The 24,681-nt window shown below is 71.4% G+C and carries 20 protein-coding genes; 12 read left to right on the forward strand and 8 right to left on the reverse strand.

Going from position 1 to position 24,681, the window contains the following annotated elements:
• Nucleotides 1-9 precede the first annotated feature (9 nt).
• The 3 genes from M8J74_RS29385 to M8J74_RS29395 are packed head-to-tail and all read right to left on the reverse strand — an operon-like array spanning nucleotide 10 to nucleotide 2,595.
• Nucleotides 10-786, reverse strand: a complete 777-nt coding sequence (locus tag M8J74_RS29385) for an energy-coupling factor ABC transporter ATP-binding protein (RefSeq protein WP_249839344.1) — start codon at nucleotides 784-786, stop codon at nucleotides 10-12.
• Nucleotides 774-1,535, reverse strand: a complete 762-nt coding sequence (gene cbiQ, locus M8J74_RS29390; protein WP_249839345.1) for a cobalt ECF transporter T component CbiQ — start codon at nucleotides 1,533-1,535, stop codon at nucleotides 774-776. The genes M8J74_RS29385 and cbiQ overlap by 13 nt, the downstream gene beginning before the upstream one ends.
• Before the next feature lies 1 nt (nucleotide 1,536).
• Complete coding sequence (locus M8J74_RS29395; RefSeq protein ID WP_249839346.1) at nucleotides 1,537-2,595, reverse strand: energy-coupling factor ABC transporter permease; 1,059 nt, start codon at nucleotides 2,593-2,595, stop codon at nucleotides 1,537-1,539.
• 164 nt (nucleotides 2,596-2,759) lie between these two features.
• Between M8J74_RS29395 and M8J74_RS29400 the strand changes: the two genes are divergently transcribed.
• Complete coding sequence (locus M8J74_RS29400) at nucleotides 2,760-3,107, forward strand: SsgA family sporulation/cell division regulator (RefSeq protein WP_058924835.1); 348 nt, start codon at nucleotides 2,760-2,762, stop codon at nucleotides 3,105-3,107.
• A gap of 40 nt (nucleotides 3,108-3,147) precedes the next feature.
• Here M8J74_RS29400 and M8J74_RS29405 read toward each other — a convergent pair whose 3' ends face one another.
• The 3 genes from M8J74_RS29405 to M8J74_RS29415 all read right to left on the reverse strand — a co-directional run bounded on the left by M8J74_RS29405 (nucleotide 3,148) and on the right by M8J74_RS29415 (nucleotide 8,373).
• Nucleotides 3,148-4,818 (reverse strand): penicillin-binding transpeptidase domain-containing protein, encoded by a 1,671-nt coding sequence (locus M8J74_RS29405; protein ID WP_249839347.1) that lies wholly within the window; start codon nucleotides 4,816-4,818, stop codon nucleotides 3,148-3,150.
• Nucleotides 4,819-4,913: 95 nt separating this feature from the next.
• A complete protein-coding gene (locus M8J74_RS29410) occupies nucleotides 4,914-6,539 on the reverse strand; it encodes a penicillin-binding transpeptidase domain-containing protein (RefSeq protein WP_249839348.1) in 1,626 nt (541 codons plus the stop codon).
• Between the two features lie 94 nt (nucleotides 6,540-6,633).
• Entirely contained in the window at nucleotides 6,634-8,373 is a 1,740-nt protein-coding gene (locus M8J74_RS29415) for a dolichyl-phosphate-mannose--protein mannosyltransferase (protein WP_249839349.1), read from the reverse strand.
• A 96-nt stretch (nucleotides 8,374-8,469) separates the two neighbouring features.
• Between M8J74_RS29415 and rsmI the strand changes: the two genes are divergently transcribed.
• The 11 genes from rsmI (at nucleotide 8,470) to M8J74_RS29470 (ending at nucleotide 22,570) form a co-directional block, all read left to right on the forward strand.
• Nucleotides 8,470-9,330 (forward strand): 16S rRNA (cytidine(1402)-2'-O)-methyltransferase, encoded by an 861-nt coding sequence (rsmI, locus tag M8J74_RS29420; RefSeq protein ID WP_249839350.1) that lies wholly within the window; start codon nucleotides 8,470-8,472, stop codon nucleotides 9,328-9,330.
• Between the two features lie 244 nt (nucleotides 9,331-9,574).
• Nucleotides 9,575-9,988, forward strand: coding sequence for a hypothetical protein (locus tag M8J74_RS29425; RefSeq protein WP_249839351.1), 414 nt, complete (start codon nucleotides 9,575-9,577; stop codon nucleotides 9,986-9,988).
• Between the two features lie 65 nt (nucleotides 9,989-10,053).
• Nucleotides 10,054-10,941 carry a TatD family hydrolase gene (locus tag M8J74_RS29430; RefSeq protein WP_249839352.1) on the forward strand — a complete coding sequence of 296 codons (888 nt, stop codon included), beginning with the start codon at nucleotides 10,054-10,056 and terminating at the stop codon, nucleotides 10,939-10,941.
• A gap of 117 nt (nucleotides 10,942-11,058) precedes the next feature.
• On the forward strand, nucleotides 11,059-12,615 hold the full coding sequence (locus tag M8J74_RS29435) for a resuscitation-promoting factor (RefSeq protein ID WP_308406120.1): 1,557 nt from the start codon (nucleotides 11,059-11,061) through the stop codon (nucleotides 12,613-12,615).
• A gap of 44 nt (nucleotides 12,616-12,659) precedes the next feature.
• A complete protein-coding gene (rsmA, locus tag M8J74_RS29440; protein WP_249839353.1) occupies nucleotides 12,660-13,568 on the forward strand; it encodes a 16S rRNA (adenine(1518)-N(6)/adenine(1519)-N(6))-dimethyltransferase RsmA in 909 nt (302 codons plus the stop codon).
• Entirely contained in the window at nucleotides 13,565-14,473 is a 909-nt protein-coding gene (locus M8J74_RS29445; protein WP_249839354.1) for a 4-(cytidine 5'-diphospho)-2-C-methyl-D-erythritol kinase, read from the forward strand. The genes rsmA and M8J74_RS29445 overlap by 4 nt, the downstream gene beginning before the upstream one ends.
• Before the next feature lie 347 nt (nucleotides 14,474-14,820).
• Complete coding sequence (locus M8J74_RS29450) at nucleotides 14,821-15,975, forward strand: peptidoglycan recognition protein family protein (RefSeq protein WP_249839355.1); 1,155 nt, start codon at nucleotides 14,821-14,823, stop codon at nucleotides 15,973-15,975.
• A 98-nt stretch (nucleotides 15,976-16,073) separates the two neighbouring features.
• Nucleotides 16,074-17,876, forward strand: coding sequence for an ABC-F family ATP-binding cassette domain-containing protein (locus M8J74_RS29455; protein ID WP_249839356.1), 1,803 nt, complete (start codon nucleotides 16,074-16,076; stop codon nucleotides 17,874-17,876).
• A 190-nt stretch (nucleotides 17,877-18,066) separates the two neighbouring features.
• Complete coding sequence (locus M8J74_RS29460; protein WP_249839357.1) at nucleotides 18,067-19,800, forward strand: outer membrane protein assembly factor BamB family protein; 1,734 nt, start codon at nucleotides 18,067-18,069, stop codon at nucleotides 19,798-19,800.
• Between the two features lie 60 nt (nucleotides 19,801-19,860).
• Entirely contained in the window at nucleotides 19,861-21,651 is a 1,791-nt protein-coding gene (locus M8J74_RS29465; RefSeq protein ID WP_249839358.1) for an outer membrane protein assembly factor BamB family protein, read from the forward strand.
• Between the two features lie 208 nt (nucleotides 21,652-21,859).
• Nucleotides 21,860-22,570, forward strand: a complete 711-nt coding sequence (locus M8J74_RS29470) for a helix-turn-helix transcriptional regulator (protein WP_249839359.1) — start codon at nucleotides 21,860-21,862, stop codon at nucleotides 22,568-22,570.
• A gap of 19 nt (nucleotides 22,571-22,589) precedes the next feature.
• On the opposite strand, the gene M8J74_RS29475 is transcribed toward M8J74_RS29470, so the two are convergent.
• Together M8J74_RS29475 and M8J74_RS29480 are read right to left on the reverse strand one after the other, a co-directional pair.
• Nucleotides 22,590-22,946: a hypothetical protein gene (locus M8J74_RS29475; protein ID WP_249839360.1), complete on the reverse strand. Its 357-nt coding sequence runs from the start codon at nucleotides 22,944-22,946 to the stop codon at nucleotides 22,590-22,592.
• Between the two features lie 21 nt (nucleotides 22,947-22,967).
• Complete coding sequence (locus tag M8J74_RS29480; protein WP_249839361.1) at nucleotides 22,968-24,659, reverse strand: sodium:solute symporter family protein; 1,692 nt, start codon at nucleotides 24,657-24,659, stop codon at nucleotides 22,968-22,970.
• Between the last annotated feature and the right edge of the window lie 22 nt (nucleotides 24,660-24,681).

Genomic DNA, 24,681 nt, shown 5'->3' on the forward strand with positions numbered 1-24,681 from the left:
CGCCCATTGTCACGGACGGGCCGTGCCCGCCGTCACCGAACGGGGATCGAAGCCGAAGGGAAGCTCCAGCCGGTGGGCACGCATCAGGGCGTCGTCGGAGAGGAGGTCGCCCGTCGCGCCGTCCGCGGCGATCACGCCGTCGCTGAGGATCAGGGAGCGCGGGCACAGCTCCAGCGCGTACGGCAGGTCATGGGTGACCATCAGGACCGTCACGTCCAGGGAGCGCAGGATGTCGGCCAGTTCGCGGCGCGAGGCCGGGTCGAGGTTGGAGGAGGGCTCGTCCAGGACGAGGATCTCCGGCTCCATGGCGAGGACGGTGGCGACGGCGACGCGGCGCCGCTGCCCGAAGGAGAGGTGGTGCGGGGGACGCTCCTTGAACTCCGCCATGCCGACCCGCGCGAGCGCCCGGTCGACCCGCTCCTCCAGCTCCGCGCCCCTCAGCCCGGCCGCCGCCGGCCCGAACGCCACGTCCTCGCGCACCGTCGGCATGAACAGCTGGTCGTCCGGGTCCTGGAAGACGATCCCGACCCGGCGCCGGATCTCCGCCATGTGCCGCTTGCCGACCGGCAGCCCGGCGACGGTCACCGTCCCCGCGCCGCCGGTCAGGATGCCGTTGAGGTGGAGCACGAGGGTCGTCTTGCCCGCGCCGTTCGGGCCGAGCAGCGCGACCCGTTCGCCGCGCTCGATGCGGAAGTCCACGCCGAACAGCGCCTGGTGGCCGTCCGGGTAGGCGAAGGCCAGTCCGGCCACGTCCAGGGAAGGCGTCTCGACAGTCACAGGGTCCATCCCAGCAGGCAGACGACAAGGGCGGTGAGAGGGAGGGCGAGGGCGTAGGACCACTGCGCCCGGGACGCGGTCACCTCGTCGATGACCGGCATCGAACCGGCGTACCCGCGGCTGACCATGGCCAGGTGCACGCGCTCCCCGCGCTCGTAGGAGCGGATGAACAGGGCGCCCGCGCTCTTCGCGAGCACCCCCCAGTGCCGCACGCCCCGCGCCTCGAACCCGCGCGACTCCCGCGCGATCCGCATGCGCCGCATCTCGTCGGTGATGACGTCGCCGTAGCGGATCATGAAGGAGGCGATCTGGACGAGCAGCGGCGGGAGCTTCAGCCGCTGCAGGCCAAGGAGCAGTTCGCGCAGCTCGGTGGTGGAGGCCAGCAGGACCGAGGTGGCGACGCCGAGCGTGCCCTTGGCGAGCACGTTCCACGCCCCCCACAGGCCGTTCACGCTGAGGGACACCCCCAGGACGTCGACCCGCTCGCCCTCCGCGACGAACGGCATCAGCACCGCGAACGCCACGAACGGCACCTCGATCAGCAGCCGCTTGAGGACGAAGCCGGCGGGCACGCGCGCGCGGTGCGCGACGGCGCCCAGGAGGACGGCGTACAGACCGAACGCCCACATCGCCTCCCGCGGGGTGGAGACGACGACCACCACGAAGGCGAAGGCTGCGGCGAGCTTGGTGTGCGGCGGCAGGGCGTGCACGGGGGAGTGCCCGTGCCGGTAGAGCTTGTGTGCGTGTCCCGCGCCCATGTCAGACGGCGCTCGTGCTCGTCGGCGAGACGTCCGGCGTACGCCTGCGGCGCACGACCCAGAACACCGCGCTCCCCGCGACCACCGTCACGCCGACGCCGATCACGCCCGCCAGCCCCCCGGACAGGCGGGCGTCCTCGACGTCCTTGACGCCGTAGTCGGCCAGCGGAGAGTCGGCCGAGTGGTGCCGCCGGGCCTTCTGGTCGATGCCCTTGTCGTGCGCGACCTTCTCCAGGCCGTCGGGGCTGGAGGAGGCGTAGAAGCTGACGAAGCCGGCCAGGACCAGGGAGGTCGCGAGACCGGTGATCCACAGCGCGCGGCGGGAGGTGCGCGCCGCGACGGGCGCCGTGCGCGCCCCGTCGGGCGCCGGTACGTCCACGAGCGCGCCGTTCACGCGCAGCTTCAGGCGCTGGCGCAGGCCGCGCGCGCCGTGCACGAGATCCGGGCGCACGGCGATCACCGCGCCCACCGTCAGTGCCGTGATCACCGCCTCCCCGAGCCCGATGAGCACGTGCACGCCGATCATCGCGGTGGCGACCTTGCCGAGGGAGACGTCGGTCGTCCCGCCGACGGCGTAGATGAGCGTGAACGCCACCGCCGCGGCCGGCACCGACAGCAGCGCGGCGGCGAAGGAGGCGACGGTGACCGAGCGCCGCCCGCGCGGCAGCACCTTCACCAGGAGGCGGAAGACGGCGTAGGAGACGACCGTCGTGACGATCGCCATGTCCGTGATGTTCACGCCGAGCGCGGTCAGCCCGCCGTCCGCGAACAGGATCCCCTGCATGAGCAGGACCACCGAGACGCACAGCACCCCGGTGTACGGGCCGACGAGGATCGCCGCCAGCGCCCCGCCGAGCAGGTGCCCGCTGGTACCGGCCGCGACGGGGAAGTTGAGCATCTGCACCGCGAAGATGAACGCCGCGACCAGACCGGCCAACGGGGCGGTGCGCTCGTCCAGTTCGCGTCGCGCGCCGCGCAGGCTCACGGCGACGGCGGCGGCGGCGACCACGCCGGTCGCGGCCGAGGTGGGCGCGTTGATGAATCCGTCAGGCACATGCACCGTTCGATGATAATGCCTTGTTGCGAACCTCTTGCAAGAGCGAATCAGTCGTGTGTCAGCCCGATGCTCATCCGTCAAGAGGCGTGAATCAGAAAATATGGGACATTGGAAAGGGGTGGACCCACAGATTCCACACAGGTCACGCAGCGTGAGAGGGCATCACGATGTCTGTAGTCGAACAGTACGCGCGAGCCCACATCGTCTCCGACGACGCGATACCGATCGACGAGGCGGTCCCCGTCGTCCTGCGCTACGACCCCGAGACGGACCCGCGCTCGGTGCGCTTCGACCTGCCGGGCACCCGTGAATGGACCTGCTCCCGCTCACTCCTCGAACAGGGCCTGCGCGCCCCCGTCGGCACCGGACCGGTCCGCGTGTGGCCGTGCGGCCGCGTGCAGGCGGTCGTCGAGTTCCACTCCGCGCAGGGCGTCTCGGTCGTGCAGTTCGAGACGAAGGCACTGCTCAGGTTCCTGCGCCGCACGTACATGGCGGCGGCGCCCGTCAGCCGCTGACCGGCACCGCCCGCGCCCCCGGCGCCCGGAACGCCGTCGCTCAGCCCATCTTCAGCAGCGCCGCCACGATCGGACCGGCCGTGTCGCCTCCGTGGCCGCCCGCCTGGACCACACCGGCCGCCGCGAGGTCGCCCCGGTAGGCGGTGAACCAGCCGTTCGGCTTCTTCTGGCCGTCGACCTCCGCCGAGCCCGTCTTCGCGCCGACGTCACCGCTCACCCCGGACATCGCCTTGGCCGCCGTACCGTAGCCCGCCGTGTACCGCATGACCTCCTTCAGCCAGCCCTGCGTCTGCGACGACATCGTCCGGGAGGCCTTCGCCAGGGTGCGGTGGTCCACGTCGGGCGAGACCAGGTACGGCTGGCGGAAGACGCCGGACTCCACGGTCGCCGACACCGACGCCATGTTCAGCGGGTTCATGCGCACCCCGCCCTGGCCGATCAGCGAGGCACCCATCTGCGCGCCGCTCTGCACCGGGACCGAGCCGTCGAAGGTCGGGACGCCGATGGCCCAGTTGTTCATGCCGAGGCCGTAGACCTGCTGCGCCTCCGTCGTCAGGTCGCTGTTCTTCAGCTTCGGGGCGAAGTTGATGAAGGCGTTGTTGCAGGAGGCGCCGAAGGCCAGCTTGAAGCTGCCCTGCTTGATCTCGGAGTTGTCGTCGTTGTGGAAGGTCCAGCCCGCGAGCTTGTACTTCTTCGGGCAGGGGTGCGACTGGTCCGGTTTGACGAGCCCCTTCTCGAACAGCATCGTCGACGTCACGACCTTCATCGTGGAGCCGGGGGCCAGGGAACCCTGGAAGGCCACGTTGAAGCCGGGGTTGTGGTTCGCCACGGCCAGGATCTCGCCCGTCGACGGACGCACGACCACGACCGAGGACCGGTCCTTCGCGGCGACCTGCCGCTCGGCCGCCGCCTGGAAGGCGGGGTTCAGCGTCGTCGTCACCTTGCCCGGAGTGCCCTTGGTCAGCGTCAGCAGGGTCTTGTCGGACAGCTTGGCCTTCTGCGAGGCCTTGCCGCGCACGACGTCCAGCTCGATCCCCGCCTTGCCGCCGGCGATCTTGCCGTACTTCTCGCGCAGGCCGTCCAGGACCGGGCCCAGGGACGGGTACTTGGCGGTCGTCAGCTCGCCGCCGTCACGGTCGTAGGCCTTGACCGGGGGTGTGCCCGCCTCGCCGGTGACCAGCTTGTCGCCGTCCTTCAGATCCGGGTGGACGACGGAGGAGTGCCAGTCGACCAGCGGCTTGCCGGTCTCCTTGTCGCGTACGACCGTCAGCGAACTGGCGTACGTCAGCGAGGTGCTGATGCCCTTGTAGGCGACGGTGCCCTTGACCGAGAAGGGGACCTTGTCGCCGGTCCGGGTGCCCGGGGTGAGGGCGACGCCGGTGATGTGGGCGTCCTTGGTGTAGCCGGTGAGCAGGGCGCCGGCCGCCGTCGGGTCGTTCGTGACGGCGGCGGCCTGAGCGGCCTTGCCCGCCTTCCAGGACGTCAGGAACGTCGTCGCGGTGGTCTGCACCTCGGTGGCCGACAGCGGGCCGGTCTTGACGTGCTTGTGGTCGCCCGCGGACGCCGAGGTGCTCCCGTCGTCGGCCGAGGCCCCGTGGCCGTAGAGCGCGTAGGCGCCGAGGCCGGCGCCGCCGACGACCACGGCGATCATCCCGCCGATGACGGCGGGCCCGGTCTTCCGTCGCTCGGCGACGCGCCTTCTGTTGCCCACAGTTCCCGTTCCTCCGCTACTTCCCCAGGGTCCCCGTTGCCCTCATCCATCCCAACGACTGCAACAGCCTAGAGTCCCCGAGCGGAGGGGAAACTTCAGCCCGCCGTCCGTAGCACAGCTGCGACAATCGGGCCCGCCGCCGTGCCGCCGTGGCCGCCCTCCTCGGTCATGGCCGCGGCCGCCATGTCGTTGCGGAAACCGGTGAACCAGCTGTTGGACACGGCCTGCCCGTCGACCTCCGCCGAACCGGTCTTGGCGCCGACGTCCCCGCGCAGCCCGGCCATGGCGTTCATCGCCGTCCCCTGGCTCGCGGTGAGCCGCATCATCTGCCTCAGCTGGGCGGACGTACTCGCCGACAGCCCCTTCGCGGTGGCGAGTTCGCGGTCGTCCAGGCTCGGCGGGACCAGGTACGGCTGGCGGAAGCGGCCGGTGACGGCGGTCGCGGTGACCGACGCCATGTTCAGCGGGCTCATCTGCACCTGGCCCTGGCCGATCGCGTTGGCGGCGCGGTCCGGGCCGCTGACCGCGGGGACCTTGCCGTCGAAGGAGGTGATGCCGGTCTTCCAGTCGTCCCGGCCGAGCCCGAAGCGGTCCTGGGCCTCCTGTGTGAGCGAGGAGTCGGTGAGCGGCTTCTCGTCGATGAGCTTGATGAAGGCGGTGTTGCAGGAACGCAGGAAGCTGTTGGCGAGCGTGGCGTTCTCGTTCGGCTGCATGTTCTTGAGGTTGGTGAAGGTCTGGCTCTGCCAGGTGGCGCTCGGCGGACAGGGCGCCGGGCCGTTCATCGAGGTCACGCCGTTGTCGATGAGCATCGCGGCAGTGATGATCTTCATCGTCGAGCCGGGCGCGACCTCGCCCTCGAAGGCCGCGTTGAACTGGTCCGTGCGGTTGTTGGCCACCGCCAGGACCTCACCGGTGCTGGGCTTGACGGCCACCACCGACGACTGGTCGAACTTCTTCACCGCCGTCTCGGCCGCCGCCTGCGCGCCCGCGCTGATCGTGGTCCGCAGCCGGCCCGCCTTCCCCCTGGCGAGGGTCACCAGCGAGGTGTCGGCCACCCCCTCCGCCTGGTGGTGGATGGCCAGTTCGACGCCGGGGGTGCCGCCCGCCTTGTCGCCGTACCGCTGGCGCAGGGTGTCGATGACGGGCCCCAGCGAGGGGTACTTCTCCTTGGTCAGCACGGCCCCGTCGCGGTCCACGGCCTCGATCTCGGGGCTCGCCGACTCCCCGGTGACCAGCGTGTCGCCCGTCTTGAGCTGCGGATGGACGACCGACGGCCGCCAGTCCACGAGCGCCCGCCCGGTGGTCCTGCCCCGCACGACCGTCAACTTGCTCTTGTACGTAAGCGGCTTGGACCTGCCCTCGTACGACACCGTCGCCCTGACCGTGAAGGGCACCGTCGCCCCGCTCGCCGCACCCGGGGTGATCTTCACCTTCTTGATGTGGGCGCTCTCGCCGTAGGCCGTCAGCAGCGGCTCGGCGCCCGCGTCGTCGTTCGTGTACGTCGCCGCTCTGGCCGCCTCCCCCTTGGCCCAGGCGGCCAGGAACTTCGCCGACGTCTCCTCGATCTCGTCCTTGCTCGGCGGCCCCGTCTTCACGGATGCCGCTCCGCTGTCGCCGTCACCGTTCAGCGCCGACACGATGTTGAAGGCGCCGTACCCGGCGCCGCCCACCATCACGGCGAACACGCTGCCTATGACGGCGACCTTGACCCCCTTGGCCATCTCTCTCCCCGTTCCCCATGCATCGATCCTCCGCACTGTAGGCGGCGGGAGGGGAAGCGGTGAGGGAAGTTGCCCATGTTGGCCAGGAAACCGGCTACACCCACGTATCCAGCCACATACGTGAACGCCAGTTGTCGATCGGAATAGCGGTACCGGTGTACAGCGGCCAGAAGTAGATGAAGTTCCAGGCGATCAGCAGCACCAGGACACCCGCCCCGGTCGCCCCGGCCACCCGCCGTGTGTCGCTGGAGCCGGGCGGGCCGATGACCGCGCCCAGCAGCATCGCCACCGCCAGGCACAGGAACGGCACGAAGACGACGGCGTAGAAGAAGAAGATCGTCCGCTCCTGGTACATGAACCAGGGCAGATAACCCGCCGCCACACCGCAGGCGATGGCCCCGGCCCGCCAGTCGCGGCGGAACAGCCAGCGCCACAGGACGTACAGGACCGCGAAGCAGGCCACCCACCACAGCAGCGGCGTGCCGATCGCGAGGACCTCCCGGGCGCACTTCTGGCCCGCGTCGGCGGCACAGCCGTCCGCGCCGGGCGAAGGGGACTCGTAGAAGTACGACACCGGCCGGCCGTCGACGATCCAGCTCCACGGGTTGGACATGTACGTGTGCGGCGAGGACAGGCCGATGTGGAACTTGTACACCTCGTGCTCGTAGTGCCACAGGCTGCGCAGCCAGTCCGGCAGGAAGGTGAAGTGGCCGCCCCGGCCGTCGGTCGCGGCCCAGTTGCGGAAGTAGCCGCCGGTGCCGTCGGCGGGGGAGAGGATCCAGCGAATCCAGGACGCCAGGTAGACGGTGACCGCGACGACGGACATCACCACCCACGACACGACCGACTCGGCGGCCCAGATCAGCGTGATCCGGTGGCGGGCGCCCGCCGTCCGGCGCGCCCCGACGTCCCACAGCGCGGCCATCAGGGCGAACGCGGCCAGGAAGTACAGGCCGTTCCACTTCGTGCCGATCGCGAGCCCCAGCAGCACCGCCGCCGCCCAGCGCCAGGGGCGCAGGCCCAGCCACGTGGTCTCGGCGACGTGCGCGTCGGGCCGCACCAGCCCGTCCGGGCCCGTCGGCAGCGCGGCCGCGAGTCTGGCGCGCGCCCGGTCCCGGTCGATCACCAGGCACCCGAACGCGGCCAGCACGAAGAACATCAGCACGCCGTCGAGCAGCGCGGTGCGGCTCATCACGAAGTGCAGTCCGTCCACCGCCATCAGCGCGCCGGCCAGGCAGCCGAGGAAGGTGGAGCGGAAGATCCGGCGGCCGATACGGCACAGCATCAGCACCGACAGCGTGCCGAGCACGGCGGTCATGAACCGCCAGCCGAACGGGTCGAACCCGAACATCAGCTCGCCCAGCCCGATCACGTACTTGCCGACCGGCGGATGCACGACATAGGCCGCGTCCGTCGGGATCTTGACGTGTCCGTGGGAGGAGATGATCAGGTCGTTGGCGTTCTTGTCCCAGTTGACCTCGAAGCCGCGGTGGACGATCGCCCAGGCGTCCTTGGCGTAGTACGTCTCGTCGAATATCACCGCCTTCGGGCTGCCCAGGTGCCAGAACCGCATGACACCCGCCAGCAGCGTCACCAGCAGCGGGCCGCCCCAGCCCGACCAGCGCGCGATCCGGGCGGCGAGCGCCGGCCGCACGCCCAGCACCTGCCACAGGCGCGGGCTCGGCTCGACGAACGGCTGCACCAGACGCTCATGGACGTCGCTTCTGGACCCGGCCGAGTATCCGAACCGGCGCAGCCGCAGCTGCCAGGCCGGCCGCTCGTCTTCGGGGGTCTGGCCTTGCCGGGTGTCCGGGGAGGACGCGGTACTGGTCACCGCGCCATCGTAGGGAACGGTTCTGTGTGAGTCCCGTGCATGGCAGGTAAGGGTTCGAATGCGTTCGCTTCCGTCGCCCCCTGGGAGGATGGGGGCGTGACCGGAATCCTCGTACTCGCAGGCACCCCCATCGGCGACATCGCGGACGCGCCCCCGCGGCTCGCCCAGGAACTCGCCGACGCCGACGTCGTCGCCGCCGAGGACACCCGGCGGCTCAGGCGGCTGACGCAGGCGCTGGGCGTCACCCCCAAGGGGCGCGTGGTGTCCTACTTCGAGGGCAACGAGTCCGCCCGCACCCCCGAACTGGTCGAGGAACTCGTGGGCGGCGCGCGCGTGCTGCTCGTCACGGACGCCGGCATGCCCTCCGTGTCCGACCCCGGCTACCGGCTGGTCGCCGCCGCCGTCGAGAAGGACATCCGGGTCACTGCCGTGCCGGGCCCGTCCGCCGTGCTCACCGCGCTCGCCCTGTCCGGGCTGCCCGTGGACCGGTTCTGCTTCGAGGGGTTCCTGCCGCGCAAGGCGGGGGAGCGGCTGACGCGCCTGAAGGAGGTCGCCGAGGAGCGGCGCACGCTCGTCTACTTCGAGGCCCCGCACCGGCTCGACGACACCCTCGCCGCGATGGCCGAGGCGTTCGGCGCCGACCGGCGGGCGGCCGTGTGCCGGGAGCTGACCAAGACGTACGAGGAGGTCAGGCGCGGTCCGCTGGCGGAGCTCGCGGAGTGGGCGGCCGACGGGGTGCGCGGTGAGATCACCGTGGTCGTGGAGGGGGCGCCCGAGCGGGGCGCGCAGGACCTGAGCGCCGAGGAGCTCGTGCGCCGTGTGCGCCTGCGCGAGGAGGCCGGGGAGCGCCGCAAGGAGGCGATCGCGGCCGTCGCGGTCCAGGCCGGGCTGCCCAAACGCCAGGTCTTCGACGCGGTTGTGGCCGCGAAGAACGCGCCTTCGGCGAGTGGTTCGTGAGGCTTTCGTGAACTGCGCCACACCCCCTCTGAGCAGGGCGCATCTCGCCTGAGCGAGCGCCCCACGGACAGGCAAAGGGCTGTCGTCGAAGGCAAAGCCCCAGGGCGTGAGCGGGGGCGGTATGGCAAGGAAAGTCCAAATCGGCTCCAACACTCGACAGCCCTGCTGCAATCGCGCCGCGGGAGGCGTCCACTGGTTGAAGGGACGCACCCGTCCCTTTGTCCAGCGGACAAGAGGAGCTGGCATGAGCGAGATCGAAGGACTGACCGCCCTGCGCGGCGCGGCCACCGCAGTCGTCCACGAGTCGTACTCCTTCGCCTGCATGCGCTGCGGGCACGGCTGGGAGCAGTCCTACGAGATAGAGCACCACACGGACGGCGACGGCCACGAGTTCGTGATGTACGTGGCGAACGGGCAGATCGTCCCCTCCCCGCTGTCCAGGCCCACGTGCCAGAACTGCGACGCCCACGTCGTGCGGATCATGCGGCCGGGGCGGGTCTCCGCCGCGCACGACGCCGCGCACCGGTCCCACCGGGCCGCCCCGCAGGCGGGGCCCGTGGAGGCGCCTGAGCCGGCCGCCGACGGCGCGGAGCCGAAGGAACACCACCACTGGCATCTGTCCGATCTCCTGCACCCCTTCCAGCGCAAGGCGGGCTGACGGCTCACAGACGGGCTGACAGCTCCCGAGGCCGGGAGGGCATGCCCCTTTCGTAGGATCGGGGCATGCCTTCCTCCAGCGAGAAGACCGGCGACAAGAGCGCGCCGCCGCTCCCGGCGCCCCTCGGGGTGCCCGTCGCCGACTCCCACACCCACCTCGACATGCAGTCCGGCACGGTGGAGGAGGGGCTCGCCAAGGCCGCGTCGGTGGGCGTGACCACCGTCGTCCAGGTCGGCTGCGACGTACGCGGCTCGCAGTGGGCCGCCGAGACCGCGGCGGCGTACGACGCCGTCCACGCCACCGTCGCCCTGCACCCGAACGAGGCGCCCCGCATCGTGCACGGCGACCCCGACGGCTGGTCCCGCCAGGGCGCGCGCCGACCGGGGGGCGCCACGGCGCTCGACGAGGCGCTCGCCGAGATCGACCGCCTGGCCGCGCTCCCCCACGTCAAGGGCGTCGGCGAGACCGGCCTCGACTACTTCCGCACCGGGCCCGAGGGCAAGGAGGCGCAGGAGCACTCCTTCCGCGCCCACATCGAGATCGCCAAGCGGCACGGCAAGGCGCTCGTCATCCACGACCGCGACGCCCACGCGGACGTGCTGCGCGTGCTGAAGGAGGAGGGCGCGCCCGAGCGCACCGTCTTCCACTGCTACTCCGGCGACGCCGAGATGGCCGAGGTGTGTGCCGCCGCCGGGTACTTCATGTCCTTCGCCGGCAACGTCACCTTCAAGAACGCCCAGAACCTGCGCGACGCGCTGGCGGTGGCCCCGGCGGAGCTGCTCCTGGTGGAGACCGACGCGCCCTTCCTCACCCCGGTGCCGTACCGCGGACGGCCCAACGCCCCGTATCTCATTCCGGTCACGGTGCGCGCCATGGCCGCCGTCCGGGGTGTCCACGAGGACGTCCTGGCGACGGCACTCGCCTCGAACACGGCCCGCGCCTTCGGTTACTGACCCATAACGCACGACTGTGCGTAGCCGAGTCGCTTTGGAGAGTGACGGCCGCTCCGCTAGGTTCTGTGGGCCCGATCCGGACCCCGCTGGACCCAACGGCCCCTGGAGCGTGTCGGCGTGAGCAACTCGCAGTACGAGACGTATGAGGCGTACGGCCCGGCCGGGCCGGCCGAGTCCTACCCACCGCCGGGGTACGACGGCTTCGGTGAGGCCTTCGACGACGGCTTCGGCGACGGCTTCCGTGACGCCTTCGACGACGGCTTCGGCGACCGCTTCCACGAGGACCTCGGCGGAGACCTCGATCCCGGGTTCGACGTGCACAGCGCGCTGACGCTTCCGGCGGCGCACGTGATGCCGGAGGCGACGGTGGTGTCCGGTGCGCTCGGGGCGTACGGGGATTCGTACGCGCCCGCGTACGAGGTGCACGCAAGTGGTGCCGACGGGGTGCGCGAGCCCTACGAGACGGCGCTGCCGCGCCAGGCGGGGCGCGCGGTGAACGAGGGGGCGCCCGCCGACGGTGCGCGCGCCGTCGTGGGTGGGCGCGGCGCGCGCCGGCGCAAGGTGCGCTCCATCGAGCGCGCCGACAGCTCCGTGCGCCGCCTGCTGCCGCAAGCCCTGGTCGTCGCCTTCCTCGCCGGAGGCACCTCCGCCTTCGTCGCCAACGACAAGGCGATCGAGCTGACCGTCGACGGCAAGCCCCGCACCTTGCACACCTTCGCCGACGACGTGACGGAACTCCTCGCGCAGGAAGGCGTCGCCGTCGGGGCGCACGACGTGGTCGCGCCCGCCCCCGGCACCGCGCTCGCCAGCGGTGACGAGGTCGCGGTGCACTACGGCCGCCCCGTGCGGCTCACGATCGACGGACACCGGCGCGAGGTGTGGACGACGGCGCACACCGTGCAGGGTGCGCTCGACCAGCTGGGCGTGCGTGCGGAGGGTGCGTACATGTCCGTCTCGCGCTCCCAGCCCATCGGACGCGCCGGCCTCGCCCTCGACGTCCGCACCGAGCGCGCCGTGACGATCATGGCCGACGGCCGCGCCCGCACCGTCCGCACCAACGCGGCGACCGTGCGCGAGGCGGTCGAGGAGGCCGGCGTCACCCTGCGCGGCGAGGACACGACGTCCGTCCCGGGCGACAGCTTCCCGCGCGACGGGCAGACGGTGACCGTGCTGCGCGTGACGGGGAGCGAGGAGGTCCGCGAGGAGCCGATCCCGTTCGAGACGGAGCGCAGGAACGACCCCACCCTGTTCAAGGGCACGGAGGTCGTCGAGCAGACCGGGCAGCCGGGCCTGCGGCGCGACACCTACGCCCTGCGGACCGTCAACGGCGTCCGGCAGAAGCCGCGCAGGACCGACTCCGACGTGGTGCGCGCGCCGCGCAAGCAGATCGTGCGCGTGGGCACCAAGCCGCTGCCGGCGTCCGTGCACGGGGCGGACGGCCTCGACTGGCACGGGCTGGCGGCGTGCGAGTCGGGCGGCCGGCCGGACGCGGTCGACCCCTCGGGGACGTACGGGGGCCTGTACCAGTTCGACACCCACACCTGGCACAGCCTCGGCGGCAGCGGGCGGCCGCAGGACGCGACGGCGCAGGAGCAGACGTTCCGGGCGAAGAAGCTGTACGTGCGGCGCGGGACCAGTCCCTGGCCGCACTGCGGGACGCGCCTGCACGGGTGAGCCGCGCGGACGGGGGCGCGGCGGCGCCCCCGTAGTCTTGTCCCGTGAGCAGCAGCCCCACCCCAGACGCCCTCCTCGGCCCCGCCGACGTACGTGAACTCGCGGCAGCCCTCGGTGTGCGTCCCACCAAGCAGCGCGGTCAGAACTTCGTGATCGACGCGAACACGGTCCGCCGTATCGTCCGCACCGCCGAGGTCCGGCCCGACGACGTGGTGGTGGAGGTCGGCCCCGGGCTCGGCTCGCTCACGCTCGCGCTGCTTGAGGCAGCCGACCACGTCACCGCCGTGGAGATCGACGACGTCCTGGCCGCCGCGCTGCCCGCGACCGTCGCGGCCCGCATGCCGGAGCGCGCCGGCCGTTTCGCGCTGGTCCACTCCGACGCGATGCACGTCGCCGAGCTGCCTGGCCCGGCCCCGACCGCGCTGGTGGCGAACCTGCCGTACAACGTCGCCGTACCGGTCCTGCTGCACATGCTCGACACCTTCCCGAGCATCGAGCGCACCCTGGTCATGGTGCAGTCCGAGGTCGCCGACCGCCTCGCCGCCGGGCCCGGCTCGAAGGTGTACGGCGTGCCGTCCGTGAAGGCCAACTGGTACGCCGACGTCAAGCGGGCCGGGGCCATCGGACGGAACGTCTTCTGGCCCGCGCCGAACGTCGACAGCGGCCTGGTGGCGCTCACCCGGCGCACCGAGCCGGTCAGGACCACCGCCTCCAAGGCCGAGGTGTTCGCCGTGGTCGACGCCGCCTTCGCGCAGCGCCGCAAGACGCTGCGGGCGGCGCTCGCCGGATGGGCCGGGTCGGCCGCGGCGGCGGAGGCGGCGCTGGTCGCCGCCGGGGTGTCGCCGCAGGCGCGCGGCGAGGCGCTCACCGTCGAGGAGTTCGCGCGCATCGCAGAGAACAAGGGGGCCGGCGCCGCCGGGCCCGTCGACCACAAGGAGCCCCGTCCCCAGTGAGCGTCACCGTCCGCGTCCCCGCCAAGGTCAACGTGCAGCTCGCGGTGGGGGCCGCCCGACCCGACGGCTTCCACGACCTGGCCAACGTCTTCCTCGCGGTCGGCCTCTACGACGAGGTGACCGTGACGCCGGCCGAGGAACTGCGCGTGACCTGCGAGGGCGCCGACGCCGAGCAGGTCCCGCTGGACCGTACGAACCTCGCCGCGCGGGCCGCGATCGCCCTCGCCGAACGGCGCGGCATCGAGCCGGCCGTGCACCTCCACATCGCCAAGGACATCCCGGTCGCCGGCGGCATGGCGGGCGGCAGCGCGGACGGCGCGGGCGCGCTGCTGGCCTGCGACGCGCTGTGGCGTACGGGCGCCTCGCGGGCCGAACTGCTGGCGATCTGCGCCGAGTTGGGCAGCGATGTGCCGTTCAGCCTGGTCGGCGGGGCGGCGCTGGGCACCGGGCGCGGCGAGCAGCTGACCGCGCTGGAGGTGGGCGGCACCTTCCACTGGGTGTTCGCGATGGCCGGGCGGGGCCTGTCGACGCCGGCCGTGTTCCGGGAGTTCGACCGGCTCACGGAAGGTCTCGAGGTCCCCGAGCCGGTCGCCTCGCAGGAACTGCTCGACGCCCTCGCGAAGGGCGACGCGGACGCGCTCGCCGCCGCCGTCTCCAACGACCTGCAGCCCGCCGCCCTCTCGCTCTTCCCGGAGCTCGCCGACACCCTGGCCACGGGCCGGGCGGCCGGCGCCCTCGCCGCGCTCGTCTCCGGCTCGGGTCCGACGACGGCGTTCCTCGCCCGGGACGCCCGGTCGGCGGCGAAGGTGGCCGAGGCGCTGGAGGCCTCGGGCACGTGCCGCACGGTCCGGACGACATCGGGTCCGGCACCGGGCGCGACGGTGCTCGGGGGCGCGTCGGCGTAGGGCGGCGGTGCTCGGGGCGCGTCGGTGTAAGGGGCGGTGGTGCTCGGGGCGCGTCGGCGTGGGAGGCCACGGCGCTCGGGGGCCCGTCGTCGTAGGGCGCGACGGTCCTCCGGTGGACCGTCGGCGTAGGGCGCGACGGTCCTCGGGGGCGCGTCGGCGTGGGGCGCGACGGTCCTCCGGGGGCGCGTCGGCGTAGGGGCGCGCCCGCGCGGGGATCTTCGCCCGATCTCCACAGCGGCCTCCCACGGCCGCGGTACGGGTGGGGTGCGTGCGGCCGATAGGGTCCGTTGACACTTCAAGCGCCTGCTGTTGCGCGTCACGACCTCTGCACAGCCGAAGGATCACCCGTGCCCGAGTCCGAACCCCCCACCCCCGCACCGGCCGTCTCGCACCGGCGCAAGCGGTCCCTGTCCCGCCGCGGCGCGCTCGGCGCCGGCGTGGCCGTGGCCGGGGCCGCCGTCCTGACGCCGGCCGTCTTCGCGGCCACCGAGTCCGACCCCGACCCCGCTTCCGCGCCGGACGCCGGGTCCCGTTCCGGCTCCGCCTCCGGGGGCGACCCCGCCACCACGCCGGAGAGGTTCCCGGCCACCCGCTCGGCCGCCGCCACCGGCACCGGTACCGCCACCACTCCCTTCGCCGCCGCATGGGTCGGCGTGCGCTGGAGCGGCGACCCGGGCGGCGCGGACATCCGCTTCCCCGGCGACACCGGCTTCCGGCCGCTCACCGGCGGCTGCGCGACCGTCGAAGGCGGCGGCACGGCCCTGGTGGCGGCCGGCGACGCCAGGACGTACGAGGTGCGGGCGGCGGACGGCGCGACCGACGTGCGCTCGCTCGCGATCGACACCGCCCACGGGCCGGCCCGCACCGTCCAGGTGCCCTCGCAGCCCACGCGCGTGCGTGGCGTGCGCTACCTGTCCCGGCCGGCCTGGGGCGCCGACGAGTCCAAGCGGTACAAGGACGGGAAGGTCAACTCCCCGGAGAAGTACTACGCGTTGCAGTCGGTCACGGTCCACCACACGGACACCCCGAACGGCGACGCCGACCCGGCGGCGACCGTGCGCGCGATCTACGAGTACCACGCGGTCACCCTGGACTGGGGCGACATCGGCTACCACTTCCTGATCGACGAGGCCGGCGACGTCTACGAGGGCCGCTACTCCGGCGACGACGGCATCCCCGCGTTCAACGCCGACGGCGACCTGGTCACCGCCTTCCACACCGCCGGCTACAACTCCGGCAACCTCGGCATCGCCCTCCTCGGCACCCTGACCGACCAGGGCCCCACCGACGCGGCCAAAGCCTCGCTGACCCGCCTGATCAAGGTGATCGCCCGCTTCAAGGGCCTCGACCCCAAGGCGCAGATCACCTACACCAACCCGGTCAACGGCGTCACCAAGACCGTCACGACGGTCGGCGGCCACCGCGACTGGCTCCAGACCGACTGCCCCGGCCAGACGATGTACGACCTCCTGACCGAGGTCCGCGCGGCCGCCTCCCGCTGACCGAGGGGGTTGTCCACAGTCCGACCTGCGGGGGGATCGGCCACCGAACCAGGCGCATTACGCTGGGAGGCTGATCGATCCCCCCGGGCAGGAGAGAAATGGCCGTCAATCTGGTCAATGTCGAGAACGTCAGCAAGGTGTACGGCACTCGTGCCCTCCTCGACGGCGTGTCCCTCGGCGTCTCCGAAGGCGACCGGATCGGGGTCGTGGGGCGCAACGGCGACGGCAAGACCACGCTCATCCGCATGCTGGCCAAGCTGGAGGAGGCCGACACCGGGCGCGTCACCCACTCCGGAGGGCTGCGCCTGGGGGTGCTCACCCAGCACGACTCCCTGGACCCGAACGCCACCGTGCGGCACGAGGTCATCCGGGACATGGCCGACCACGAGTGGGCGGGCAACTCCAAGATCCGCGACGTGCTCACCGGGCTGTTCGGCGGGCTGGACCTGCCCGGTTTCCCCCAGGGCCTCGACACCGTCATCGCGCCCCTCTCCGGCGGCGAGCGCCGCCGTATCGCCCTCGCCAAGCTGCTCATCGAGGAACAGGACCTGATCGTCCTCGACGAGCCGACCAACCACCTCGACGTCGAGGGCATCGCCTGGCTCGCCCGCCACCTGCGCGAGCGCCGCTCCGCGCTGGTCTGCGTCACGCACGACCGCTGGTTCCTGGACCAGGTGTGCACCCGCATGTGGGACGTGCAGAAGGGCGACGTCTACGAGTACGAGGGCGGCTACTCCGACTACGTCTTCGCGCGCGCCGAGCGCGAGCGCATCGCCGCCACCGAGGAGGCCAAGCGGCAGAACCTCGTCCGCAAGGAGCTGGCCTGGCTGCGCCGCGGAGCTCCCGCCCGTACCTCCAAGCCGCGCTTCCGCGTCGAGGCGGCCAACGAGCTGATCAAGGACGTGCCGCCGCCCCGGGACAGCTCCGAGCTGATGAAGTTCGCCTCCTCGCGGCTCGGCAAGACGGTCTTCGACCTGGAGGACGTGACCGTCCAGGCCGGCCCCAAGCTGCTGCTCAAGCACGTCACCTGGCAGCTCGGCCCCGGCGACCGCATCGGCCTGGTCGGCGTGAACGGCGCCGGCAAGACCTCCCTGCTGCGGGCGATGGCACAGGCGGCCCGCAGCGAGGGCGAGACCCAGCCCGCCGGCGGCCGGATCGCCGTCGGCAAGACGGTCAAGCTCGCCTACCTCTCCCAGGAGGTCGCCGAACTGGACCCGAACCTGCGGGTGCTGGAAGCGGTCCAGGAGGTGCGCGAGCGCGTCGACCTCGGCAAGGGACGCGAGATGACCGCCGGGCAGCTGTGCGAGACGTTCGGCTTCAACAAGGAGAAGCAGTGGACGCCGGTCGGCGACCTCTCCGGCGGTGAGCGCCGCCGGCTCCAGCTGCTGCGGCTGCTCATGGACGAGCCCAACGTCCTCTTCCTCGACGAGCCCACCAACGACCTCGACATCGAGACGCTGACCCAGCTGGAGGACCTCCTCGACGGCTGGCCCGGCTCGATGATCGTCATCTCCCACGACCGGTTCTTCGTCGAGCGCACCACCGACCGCGTCTTCGCGCTGCTGGGCGACGCCACGCTGCGGATGCTGCCGCGCGGCATCGACGAGTACCTGGAGCGGCGCCTGCGGATGGAGGAGGCGGTCGCCGCGGCCGCGCCCGTCGCGGTCAAGCCCGCCGCCGAGAAGAGCTCCGCCGACCAGCGCGCCGCCAAGAAGGAACTGCAGAAGGTCGAGCGGCAGTTGGACAAGATCTCCGAGCGGGAGACCAAGCTGCACGCCCAGATCACCGAGAACGCCACGGACTTCGCGAAGGTGGCCGAACTGGACGCGGAGCTGCGGGACTTGGCCGGCCAGCGGGAGGAACTGGAGCTGCGCTGGCTCGAACTCGCCGAGGATGCGTGAAGCTCGTGTGAAGGTGTAACGGCGGTATCACGGGCCGGTCGTCCCTTGGGAACAGCGGACGAACCGGCCCGGTGCGTTGTCGGTGCCGAGTGATAGAAAGGGCCGTCTGGGAACTGTCTGAGTACGAATCCGGCTCATCAAGCGCCTCGGGCGTGGCTGGAAATCAGTGATCGAACGGGGGAAGGCGCTGATGACACAGCCGCCGCAGGAAGGTTTCGGACCGCCGCAGGACCCGCCGCCCCAGGGCGGCTTCGGGGCCCCGCCGCCTCCGCAGTCCCCGCCGCCCCAGCAGCAGCCCGGCTACGGCTACCCGCAGCCCCCTCAACAGCCCGCGCAGCCGCCCCAGCAGCCGGGCCCGTACGCCCAGCAGCCCGGTCCGTACGCGCAGCCGGGTCCGTACGGCCCGCCCGGCCCCTACGGCCAGCCGCAGCAGCCCGGCCCGTACGGGGCGCAGCCCGGGTACGGCTATCCGCAGGCCCCCTACCCGGGCGGTCCCGGCATCCCGCCGACCGGCCCCCGCAAGGGCAGGACGGCGCTGATCGCCGTGGCGGTCGTCGCCGCGCTGGCCGTCATCGGCGGCGTCGCGTACGCGGTGACCCGCGGCGACGACGGCAAGAAGCCGGTCGCCGGGAAGAGCGACGACCCCAAGCCCACCGCGACCGGCACCTCGGGCGGCTCCGGCGGGACGAAGGGCTCCGACCCCGAGGACCTCAACGCGGACCGCCAGGACGGCGAGGCGAAGGTCCTCTGGTACAAGTCGCCGCCGGACGCGCCCGGTTCGGGTGCCGACGCCCCCGGTATGTGGATCACCGGCAAGACGGTGGTGAAGGCGGCGTACAAGCAGGTCTTCGCCTACGGCGTGGCCGACGGCGCGACCGCCTGGGGCCCGCTGGCCTTCCCGGAGAAGATCTGCTCGGTCACCCCGCAGAAGTCGGCCGACGACAAGGTCGTGGTGGCGTACGAGAGCGGCACCGGCGAGCGCGCCAAGTGCAACAAGCTCCAGCAGCTCGACCTGAACACCGGCGCGAAGGGCTGGAGCGGCACGCTCGGCGACGGCGCCCTGTTCGACAACACCATCAACGTCTCGCTGTCCATCACCGGCAAGACGGTGATGGCGGGCCGCGCCCAGTCCGGGGTGGCCTTCGACATCGACAGCGGCAAGAAGCTGTTCGACAAGACGAAGTACGGCAGCGCCTGCTTCCCGACCGCGTTCGCGGGCGGCGACCGGCTGATCTCCGTCGCCTCCTGCGACGCCTCCCAGGCGAACGAGCACGAGGAGATCCAGGAGCTCGACCCGAAGACCGGCAAGGCCAAGTGGACGCAGAAGTTCGACAAGGGCTGGACCGTCTCACGGACGTACTCGGTCGACCCGCTCGTCGTCTACAGCACCAACCAGGACAAGAAGGCCTGGAACATCTCCACGTTCGACGCCAAGGGCCGCTTCCGCTCCCAGGTCGGTTTCGACGAGAACTTCGCCCCGCAGTGCGGCTGGCAGATCCTCGACCGCGACCTGCAGGGCTGTGAGGGCGTGGCGGCCGACGCGGACACGCTCTACCTGCCGACCAAGGCGACCACCGGGCCGAACGAGATCGTCGCGATCAACCTCGCCAACGGCAAGGAGAAGTGGCGCGTGAAGTCCCCGGCGGACGAGTCGATGCTGCCGATGAAGGTGGAGGGCGGCAAGCTCATCGCCTACGTCGAGCCGTCGTACGACGCCGGCGGCCAGGTCGTGTCGATCGCGACGAGCGGCTCGGACCACAAGCCGGCCAAGCTGCTGCGCAACCCGGCGGGCACGGCCGACCTGGAGAACGGCTTCTACTCCAAGGCCTACGACTGGGTGGACGGCCGCTTCTACCTCTCCTCGACCCGGCTGACCGGCAACGACGACTCGAAGGGGAAGCTGATTCTCGCCTTCGGCAACTGACGCCGTCCCACGGCCCCCCACGTCCCCGTCGCCCCGCCGTCCGCCCCGAGGTGCCCCGCCATGAGCCAGCCCCCGCCCCCGCCGAACCAGCCGCCGAACCAGCCCCCGCAGCAGCCCGGCTTCGGCCCGCCCCAGGGCCAGCAGCCGCCGCAGACACCCCCGCAGCAGCCGGGCTTCGGCGCCCCGCAGACCCCGCCGCAGCCGCAGCCGCCCTACGGCGCCCCGCAGCCACCCCCGCAGCCGGGCTACGGCTACCCCCAGGCCCCCCAGCCCCCGCAGCAACCCGGTTACGGCTATCCGACGCAGCCGCAACCGCCGTACGGCCAGCCGCCCAACCCCTACGGCCAGCAGCCCGGTTACGGCTACCCGCAGCAGCCCGTGCCGCCGTACCCGCAGGCCGGCGGGCGGAAGAACAACACGCCGCTGATCGTCGTCGCGGCGGTCGCCGCGCTCGCGCTGGTCGTCGGCGGCATCTGGTACTTCGCGTCCGCCGGTGGCGACGGCAAGAAGGACCAGACCGCGAACTCCAGCGGAGGCACCGGCGGCACCGGTGGTGGCGGTGACACCGGCAAGGGCGGCGTCGACGGCAAGGGCGAGGAGAAGGTGCCCGCCGACACCGCCTCCAAGCTGCTGTACAAGCTCCCCTCGCCCAAGGTCGACGACACCACCGTGGTGTCCGGGTCCTGGCTGACCGACAAGGCGTACGTCAAGAGCGGCGTCGCCGAGATCAGCGCGTACGACCTCGACCAGGGCACCAAGCAGTGGACGATCAAGCTGCCCGGCCCGGTCTGCACGGTCAGCCAGCACACCACCGACGACCACCGCACGGCCGTCCTCTTCCAGCCGAAGATGCCCGCGAAGAACAGGTCGGCCGGATGCAGCCAGGTCGCGGCGATCGACCTGGACGCCGGAAAGAAGCTGTGGACGAAGTCGGTCGGTGACGGCGCCGGCGGGACGATCACGTTCAGCAACGTCACCGTCAGCGCGAACACGGTCGCCGCGGGCGGCCTGCAGGGAGGTGCCGCGTTCGACGTCGCCAGTGGCAAGCCGCTGTGGGCCCCGAAGGCCGACGACACCTGCTACGACGCCGGGTACGGCGGCGGCGAGAAGCTGGTCGCGGTCCTCAAGTGCGGCCAGTACGGCGAGCGCCTGCTGCACATCCAGACCATCGACCCGCGCACGGGGAAGGTGATCTCGGACTACAAGATGGCCAAGGGCATCGAGTACGCCTCCGTCGTCTCGACGAACCCGCTGGTCGTGGCGGCCGACGCGGGCGACAGCGCCGGTGACGGCAGCGAGATCTCGGACTTCTACTCCATCGACAACAAGACCGGCAAGCTCAACAACCGGATCTCGGCGCCGGGCAAGCAGTACGCGGCGCGCTGCGACGGCATCACGAAGATCGAGGGCTGCACCGGTCTCGCCGTCGGCAACGACCGGCTGTACGTGCCCACCGAGGAGCACAGCGGCACCAAGGACTACAGCCAGACCAACGAGATCGTCGCCTTCGACCTGGCCACCGGCAAGCAGACCGGGCAGCGCGCCGACGCCGGCGACGGCTACACGATCACGCCGCTGCGCATGGACAACGGCAACGTGATCGCGTACAAGCGCCCGCCGTACGACAAGGGCGGCCAGATCGTCAGCATCGACGGCGGCTCCTTCAAGGAGACGACGCTGCTGGAGAACCCGGCGGCGGGGGCGGCGCGGTCGGCGGAGTCCACGATGTCACCGGACTACTCCGAGATCCTCTACTCCCAGGGCCACCTGTTCATGGCCTCCCAGTTCGCCGACAAGTCCTCGTCGGCGGGGGACAAGTACCTGGCCCTGGCGTTCGGTACGAGTAGCTGAATCACCCATGTATGAGAGAAAAACAAGATATTCCGTCGATCCGGGGCAGTTCTCACCGGTAGGGGGAGCGCAACGTCGAACAAGCGTGTAGCTTCCGGGGGCATGAGGAGCGGGGGAGCCGGAGGGGGGCTCCTGTCCGCGCGGACCGGTGGGCATCCATGGTGGGGCATGCCTGGGGATCCACTGGGGGGAGTGGGGGGTTTGCTCGATGGGAGTGCGGCTCATGGTGGTCGACGACCACCGACTGCTCGCCGAGGCGCTGGCCTCGGCGCTGAAGCTGCGGGGGCACCGGGTGCTGGCGGCGGCGGCGCCGGCCGCGGGCGCGGCGGAGCTGGTGATCTCACGCGCGCCGGAGGTGTGCCTGCTGGGGACGGCGACACCGGCGGAGCCGGGCATGTTCGACCCGGTGGTGCGGATCAAGCGGGAGCGTCCGCAGGTGGCGGTGCTGGTGCTGGGCCCGGTGCCCAGTCCGCGCGGGATAGCCGCGGCCTTCGCGGCGGGCGCCTCGGGCTACGTACGCCACGACGAGCGCATCGAGGGCGTCGAGCGGGCGATCATGAAGGCGCGGGCGGGTGAGGCGGCGGTCGCTCCGCAGCTGCTCCAGGGGGCCTTCAGCGAGTTGCTCAACCCGGCCGCCCAGCCCGACGACGAGGGCCAGCGTCTGCTGCAGATGCTCACGCCCCGGGAGGTCGAGGTGCTGGTCCGGGTCGCCGACGGCGAGGACACCCGGCTGATCGCGGCCGGCATGGGCATCGCCCCGTCGACCGCGCGCACCCATGTGCAGCGCGTGCTGATGAAACTGGGCGTCGGCTCCCGTCTGGAGGCGGCGGCCCTGGCGGCCCGCACGGGCCTGCTGGACCGGGCGGGGCCGCTGTCGCATCCGGCGCCGGACGCGGGAGCGGGGCCGGAGGCGTCGTAGCCCCGCGGCCCCGCGGCCGTCATTCGGCGCTCTGGTCCGGCAGGTCCTCGGCCGTGACCTCGGGGACCGTCGGCGGGGTGGGCCGCAGCTTCAGCCAGACCAGGAAGAAGATGCCCAGCAGCAGCATCCCGATCCCGGTCCACAGGTTGATGTTGATGCCCTGGGCCTTGTCGATGGCGGCCTGGTCGTCGGTGATGCCGGCGATGGTGACGATCACGCCGTACAGGACGAACAGGCCGCCGATGATGCGGCGCAGGTCGAAGATGCGGGCCGCGGTGGCCGACTGCTTCTGCAGCTCGGAGACCTCGCGCTGCACGTCCTGCTCGGAGTAGGCGTGCGGCTCGGGGCGGTCGGAGGGGCTGGAAAACTCGGACATGGTCTCTCGATCCTCCCGCGATCAGAACGAGAACGGGATGTAGCAGGCGGCGGCGATGACGACCGCGCCCCAGCCCAGCAGGGCGGGCTTGCGGTACCAGGCCTCGTCGCCGGGGGCGGGCGGCTCGGTCATGCCGGGGGAGGTGGTGCCGTAGACCAGGCCCTGGAGTTCCTCGGCCGGCTTGGGCTCGGTGAACAGGGAGACGGCGAACATCACCACGGCGCCGGCGGCGAAGCCGACCATGGCGGAGACGAAGTTGGCTCCCTGGTCGGTGGGGATGTCGATGATGCCCTGCTTGTAGATCACGAAGTAGTTCACCATCGCGGCCACGGTGCCGGCGAGCAGGCCCCAGAAGCCGGACTTCACGGACGCGCGCTTCCAGAACATGCCGATGATGAAGACGACGAACATCGGCACGTTGAAGAAGGAGAACAGCGTCTGCAGGTAGCTCATGATGTTCGAGAAGGACGAGGCCAGGAAGGCCGTGCCGACCGAGGCGCAGACGCCGATCACGGTGATCAGCCGGCCGAAGCGGACGTAGTACCCGTCCTCGCGGCCCTTGACGACGTACCGGCCCCAGATGTCGTTGGTGAACACCGTGTTGAAGGACGACACGTTGGCCGCCATGCCGGCCATGAAGGCGGCGAGCAGGCCGGTGATCGCGATGCCGAGGACGCCGTTGGGCAGCAGCCCGTGCATCAGGTACAGGATGGCGTCGTTGTACTGGTAGCCCGACTTGGCGGTGCCGAAGCCCGGGACCAGGGCCGCGGCGACGAGGCCGGGGATCATCACCAGGAAGACGATGAAGATCTTCGGGTACGCCGCGATCAGCGGGGTGCGCTGGGCGGCGGAGAGGTTCTTCGCGGACAGGGCGCGCTGCACCTCGGCGAAGTTCGTCGTCCAGTAGCCGAAGGAGAGCACGAAGCCGAGGCCCAGGACGATGGTCAGCCAGTTGGCGCCGAGCGGGTTGGAGCTGCCGATGCCGGTGCCGCCCCAGGCGGTGGTGAAGTTGGCGCCGTGCTGCGCGGTGAGCTTGTCGGTCAGGCCGCCCCAGCCGCCGACCTTCTTCAGGCCCAGGACGACGATCGGGATGAGGGCCGCGAGGATCACGAAGAACTGCAGCACCTCGTTGTAGATCGCGGAGGACAGGCCGCCGAGGGTGATGTACGCGAGCACGAAGGCGCCGGCGACCACGATCGCCACCCACTGCGGCCAGCCCAGCAGGGCCTCGACGACGAGCGCGAGGGCGTAGAGGTTCACACCGGCGATCAGGATGGCGGCAAAGGCGAACAGCAACGAACTGAGCAGATGTGCCCATTTGTCGAAGCGCAGCAGCAGCATCTCGGGAACCGAGCGGACCTTGCTGCCGTAGTAGAAGGGCATCATCACCAGGCCGAGGAAGACCATGGCCGGGATGGCGCCGATCCAGTACCAGTGCACGGTGTACGCGCCGTACTGCGCGCTGTTGGCGGCCATGCCGAGGATCTCGGTGGCGGCCAGGTTGGCGGAGATGAAGGCGAGGCCCGTGATCCAGGCGGGCAGGGAGCGTCCGGAGAGAAAGAAGTCGAGGCTGGTCTTCACCGATCTACGGGCGGCGAAGCCGATGCCGAGGACGACGACGAAGTAGATGCCGAGGATCGTGTAGTCGAGCCAGGACGTGGGGAGTCGTAGCTCGGCGGCGAGGGGGACAGCCATGTTTGTGGGGGTTTGCATGAGAACTCGCTTCGTTGCGTGA

The organism is Streptomyces panaciradicis (genome assembly GCF_023516615.1).
GTDB lineage: Bacteria > Actinomycetota > Actinomycetes > Streptomycetales > Streptomycetaceae > Streptomyces > Streptomyces panaciradicis.

Coding starts and splice junctions, on each gene's coding strand:
- M8J74_RS29480 (WP_249839361.1), bottom strand. CDS start 24,659: ATGCAAACCCCCACAAACATGGCTGTCCCCCTCGCCGCCGAGCTACGA.
- M8J74_RS29455 (WP_249839356.1), top strand. CDS start 16,074: ATGGCCGTCAATCTGGTCAATGTCGAGAACGTCAGCAAGGTGTACGGC.
- M8J74_RS29470 (WP_249839359.1), top strand. CDS start 21,860: ATGGGAGTGCGGCTCATGGTGGTCGACGACCACCGACTGCTCGCCGAG.
- M8J74_RS29410 (WP_249839348.1), bottom strand. CDS start 6,539: ATGGCCAAGGGGGTCAAGGTCGCCGTCATAGGCAGCGTGTTCGCCGTG.
- M8J74_RS29430 (WP_249839352.1), top strand. CDS start 10,054: ATGCCTTCCTCCAGCGAGAAGACCGGCGACAAGAGCGCGCCGCCGCTC.
- M8J74_RS29475 (WP_249839360.1), bottom strand. CDS start 22,946: ATGTCCGAGTTTTCCAGCCCCTCCGACCGCCCCGAGCCGCACGCCTAC.
- M8J74_RS29385 (WP_249839344.1), bottom strand. CDS start 786: ATGGACCCTGTGACTGTCGAGACGCCTTCCCTGGACGTGGCCGGACTG.
- M8J74_RS29465 (WP_249839358.1), top strand. CDS start 19,861: ATGAGCCAGCCCCCGCCCCCGCCGAACCAGCCGCCGAACCAGCCCCCG.
- cbiQ (WP_249839345.1), bottom strand. CDS start 1,535: ATGGGCGCGGGACACGCACACAAGCTCTACCGGCACGGGCACTCCCCC.
- M8J74_RS29460 (WP_249839357.1), top strand. CDS start 18,067: ATGACACAGCCGCCGCAGGAAGGTTTCGGACCGCCGCAGGACCCGCCG.
- M8J74_RS29400 (WP_058924835.1), top strand. CDS start 2,760: ATGTCTGTAGTCGAACAGTACGCGCGAGCCCACATCGTCTCCGACGAC.
- M8J74_RS29425 (WP_249839351.1), top strand. CDS start 9,575: ATGAGCGAGATCGAAGGACTGACCGCCCTGCGCGGCGCGGCCACCGCA.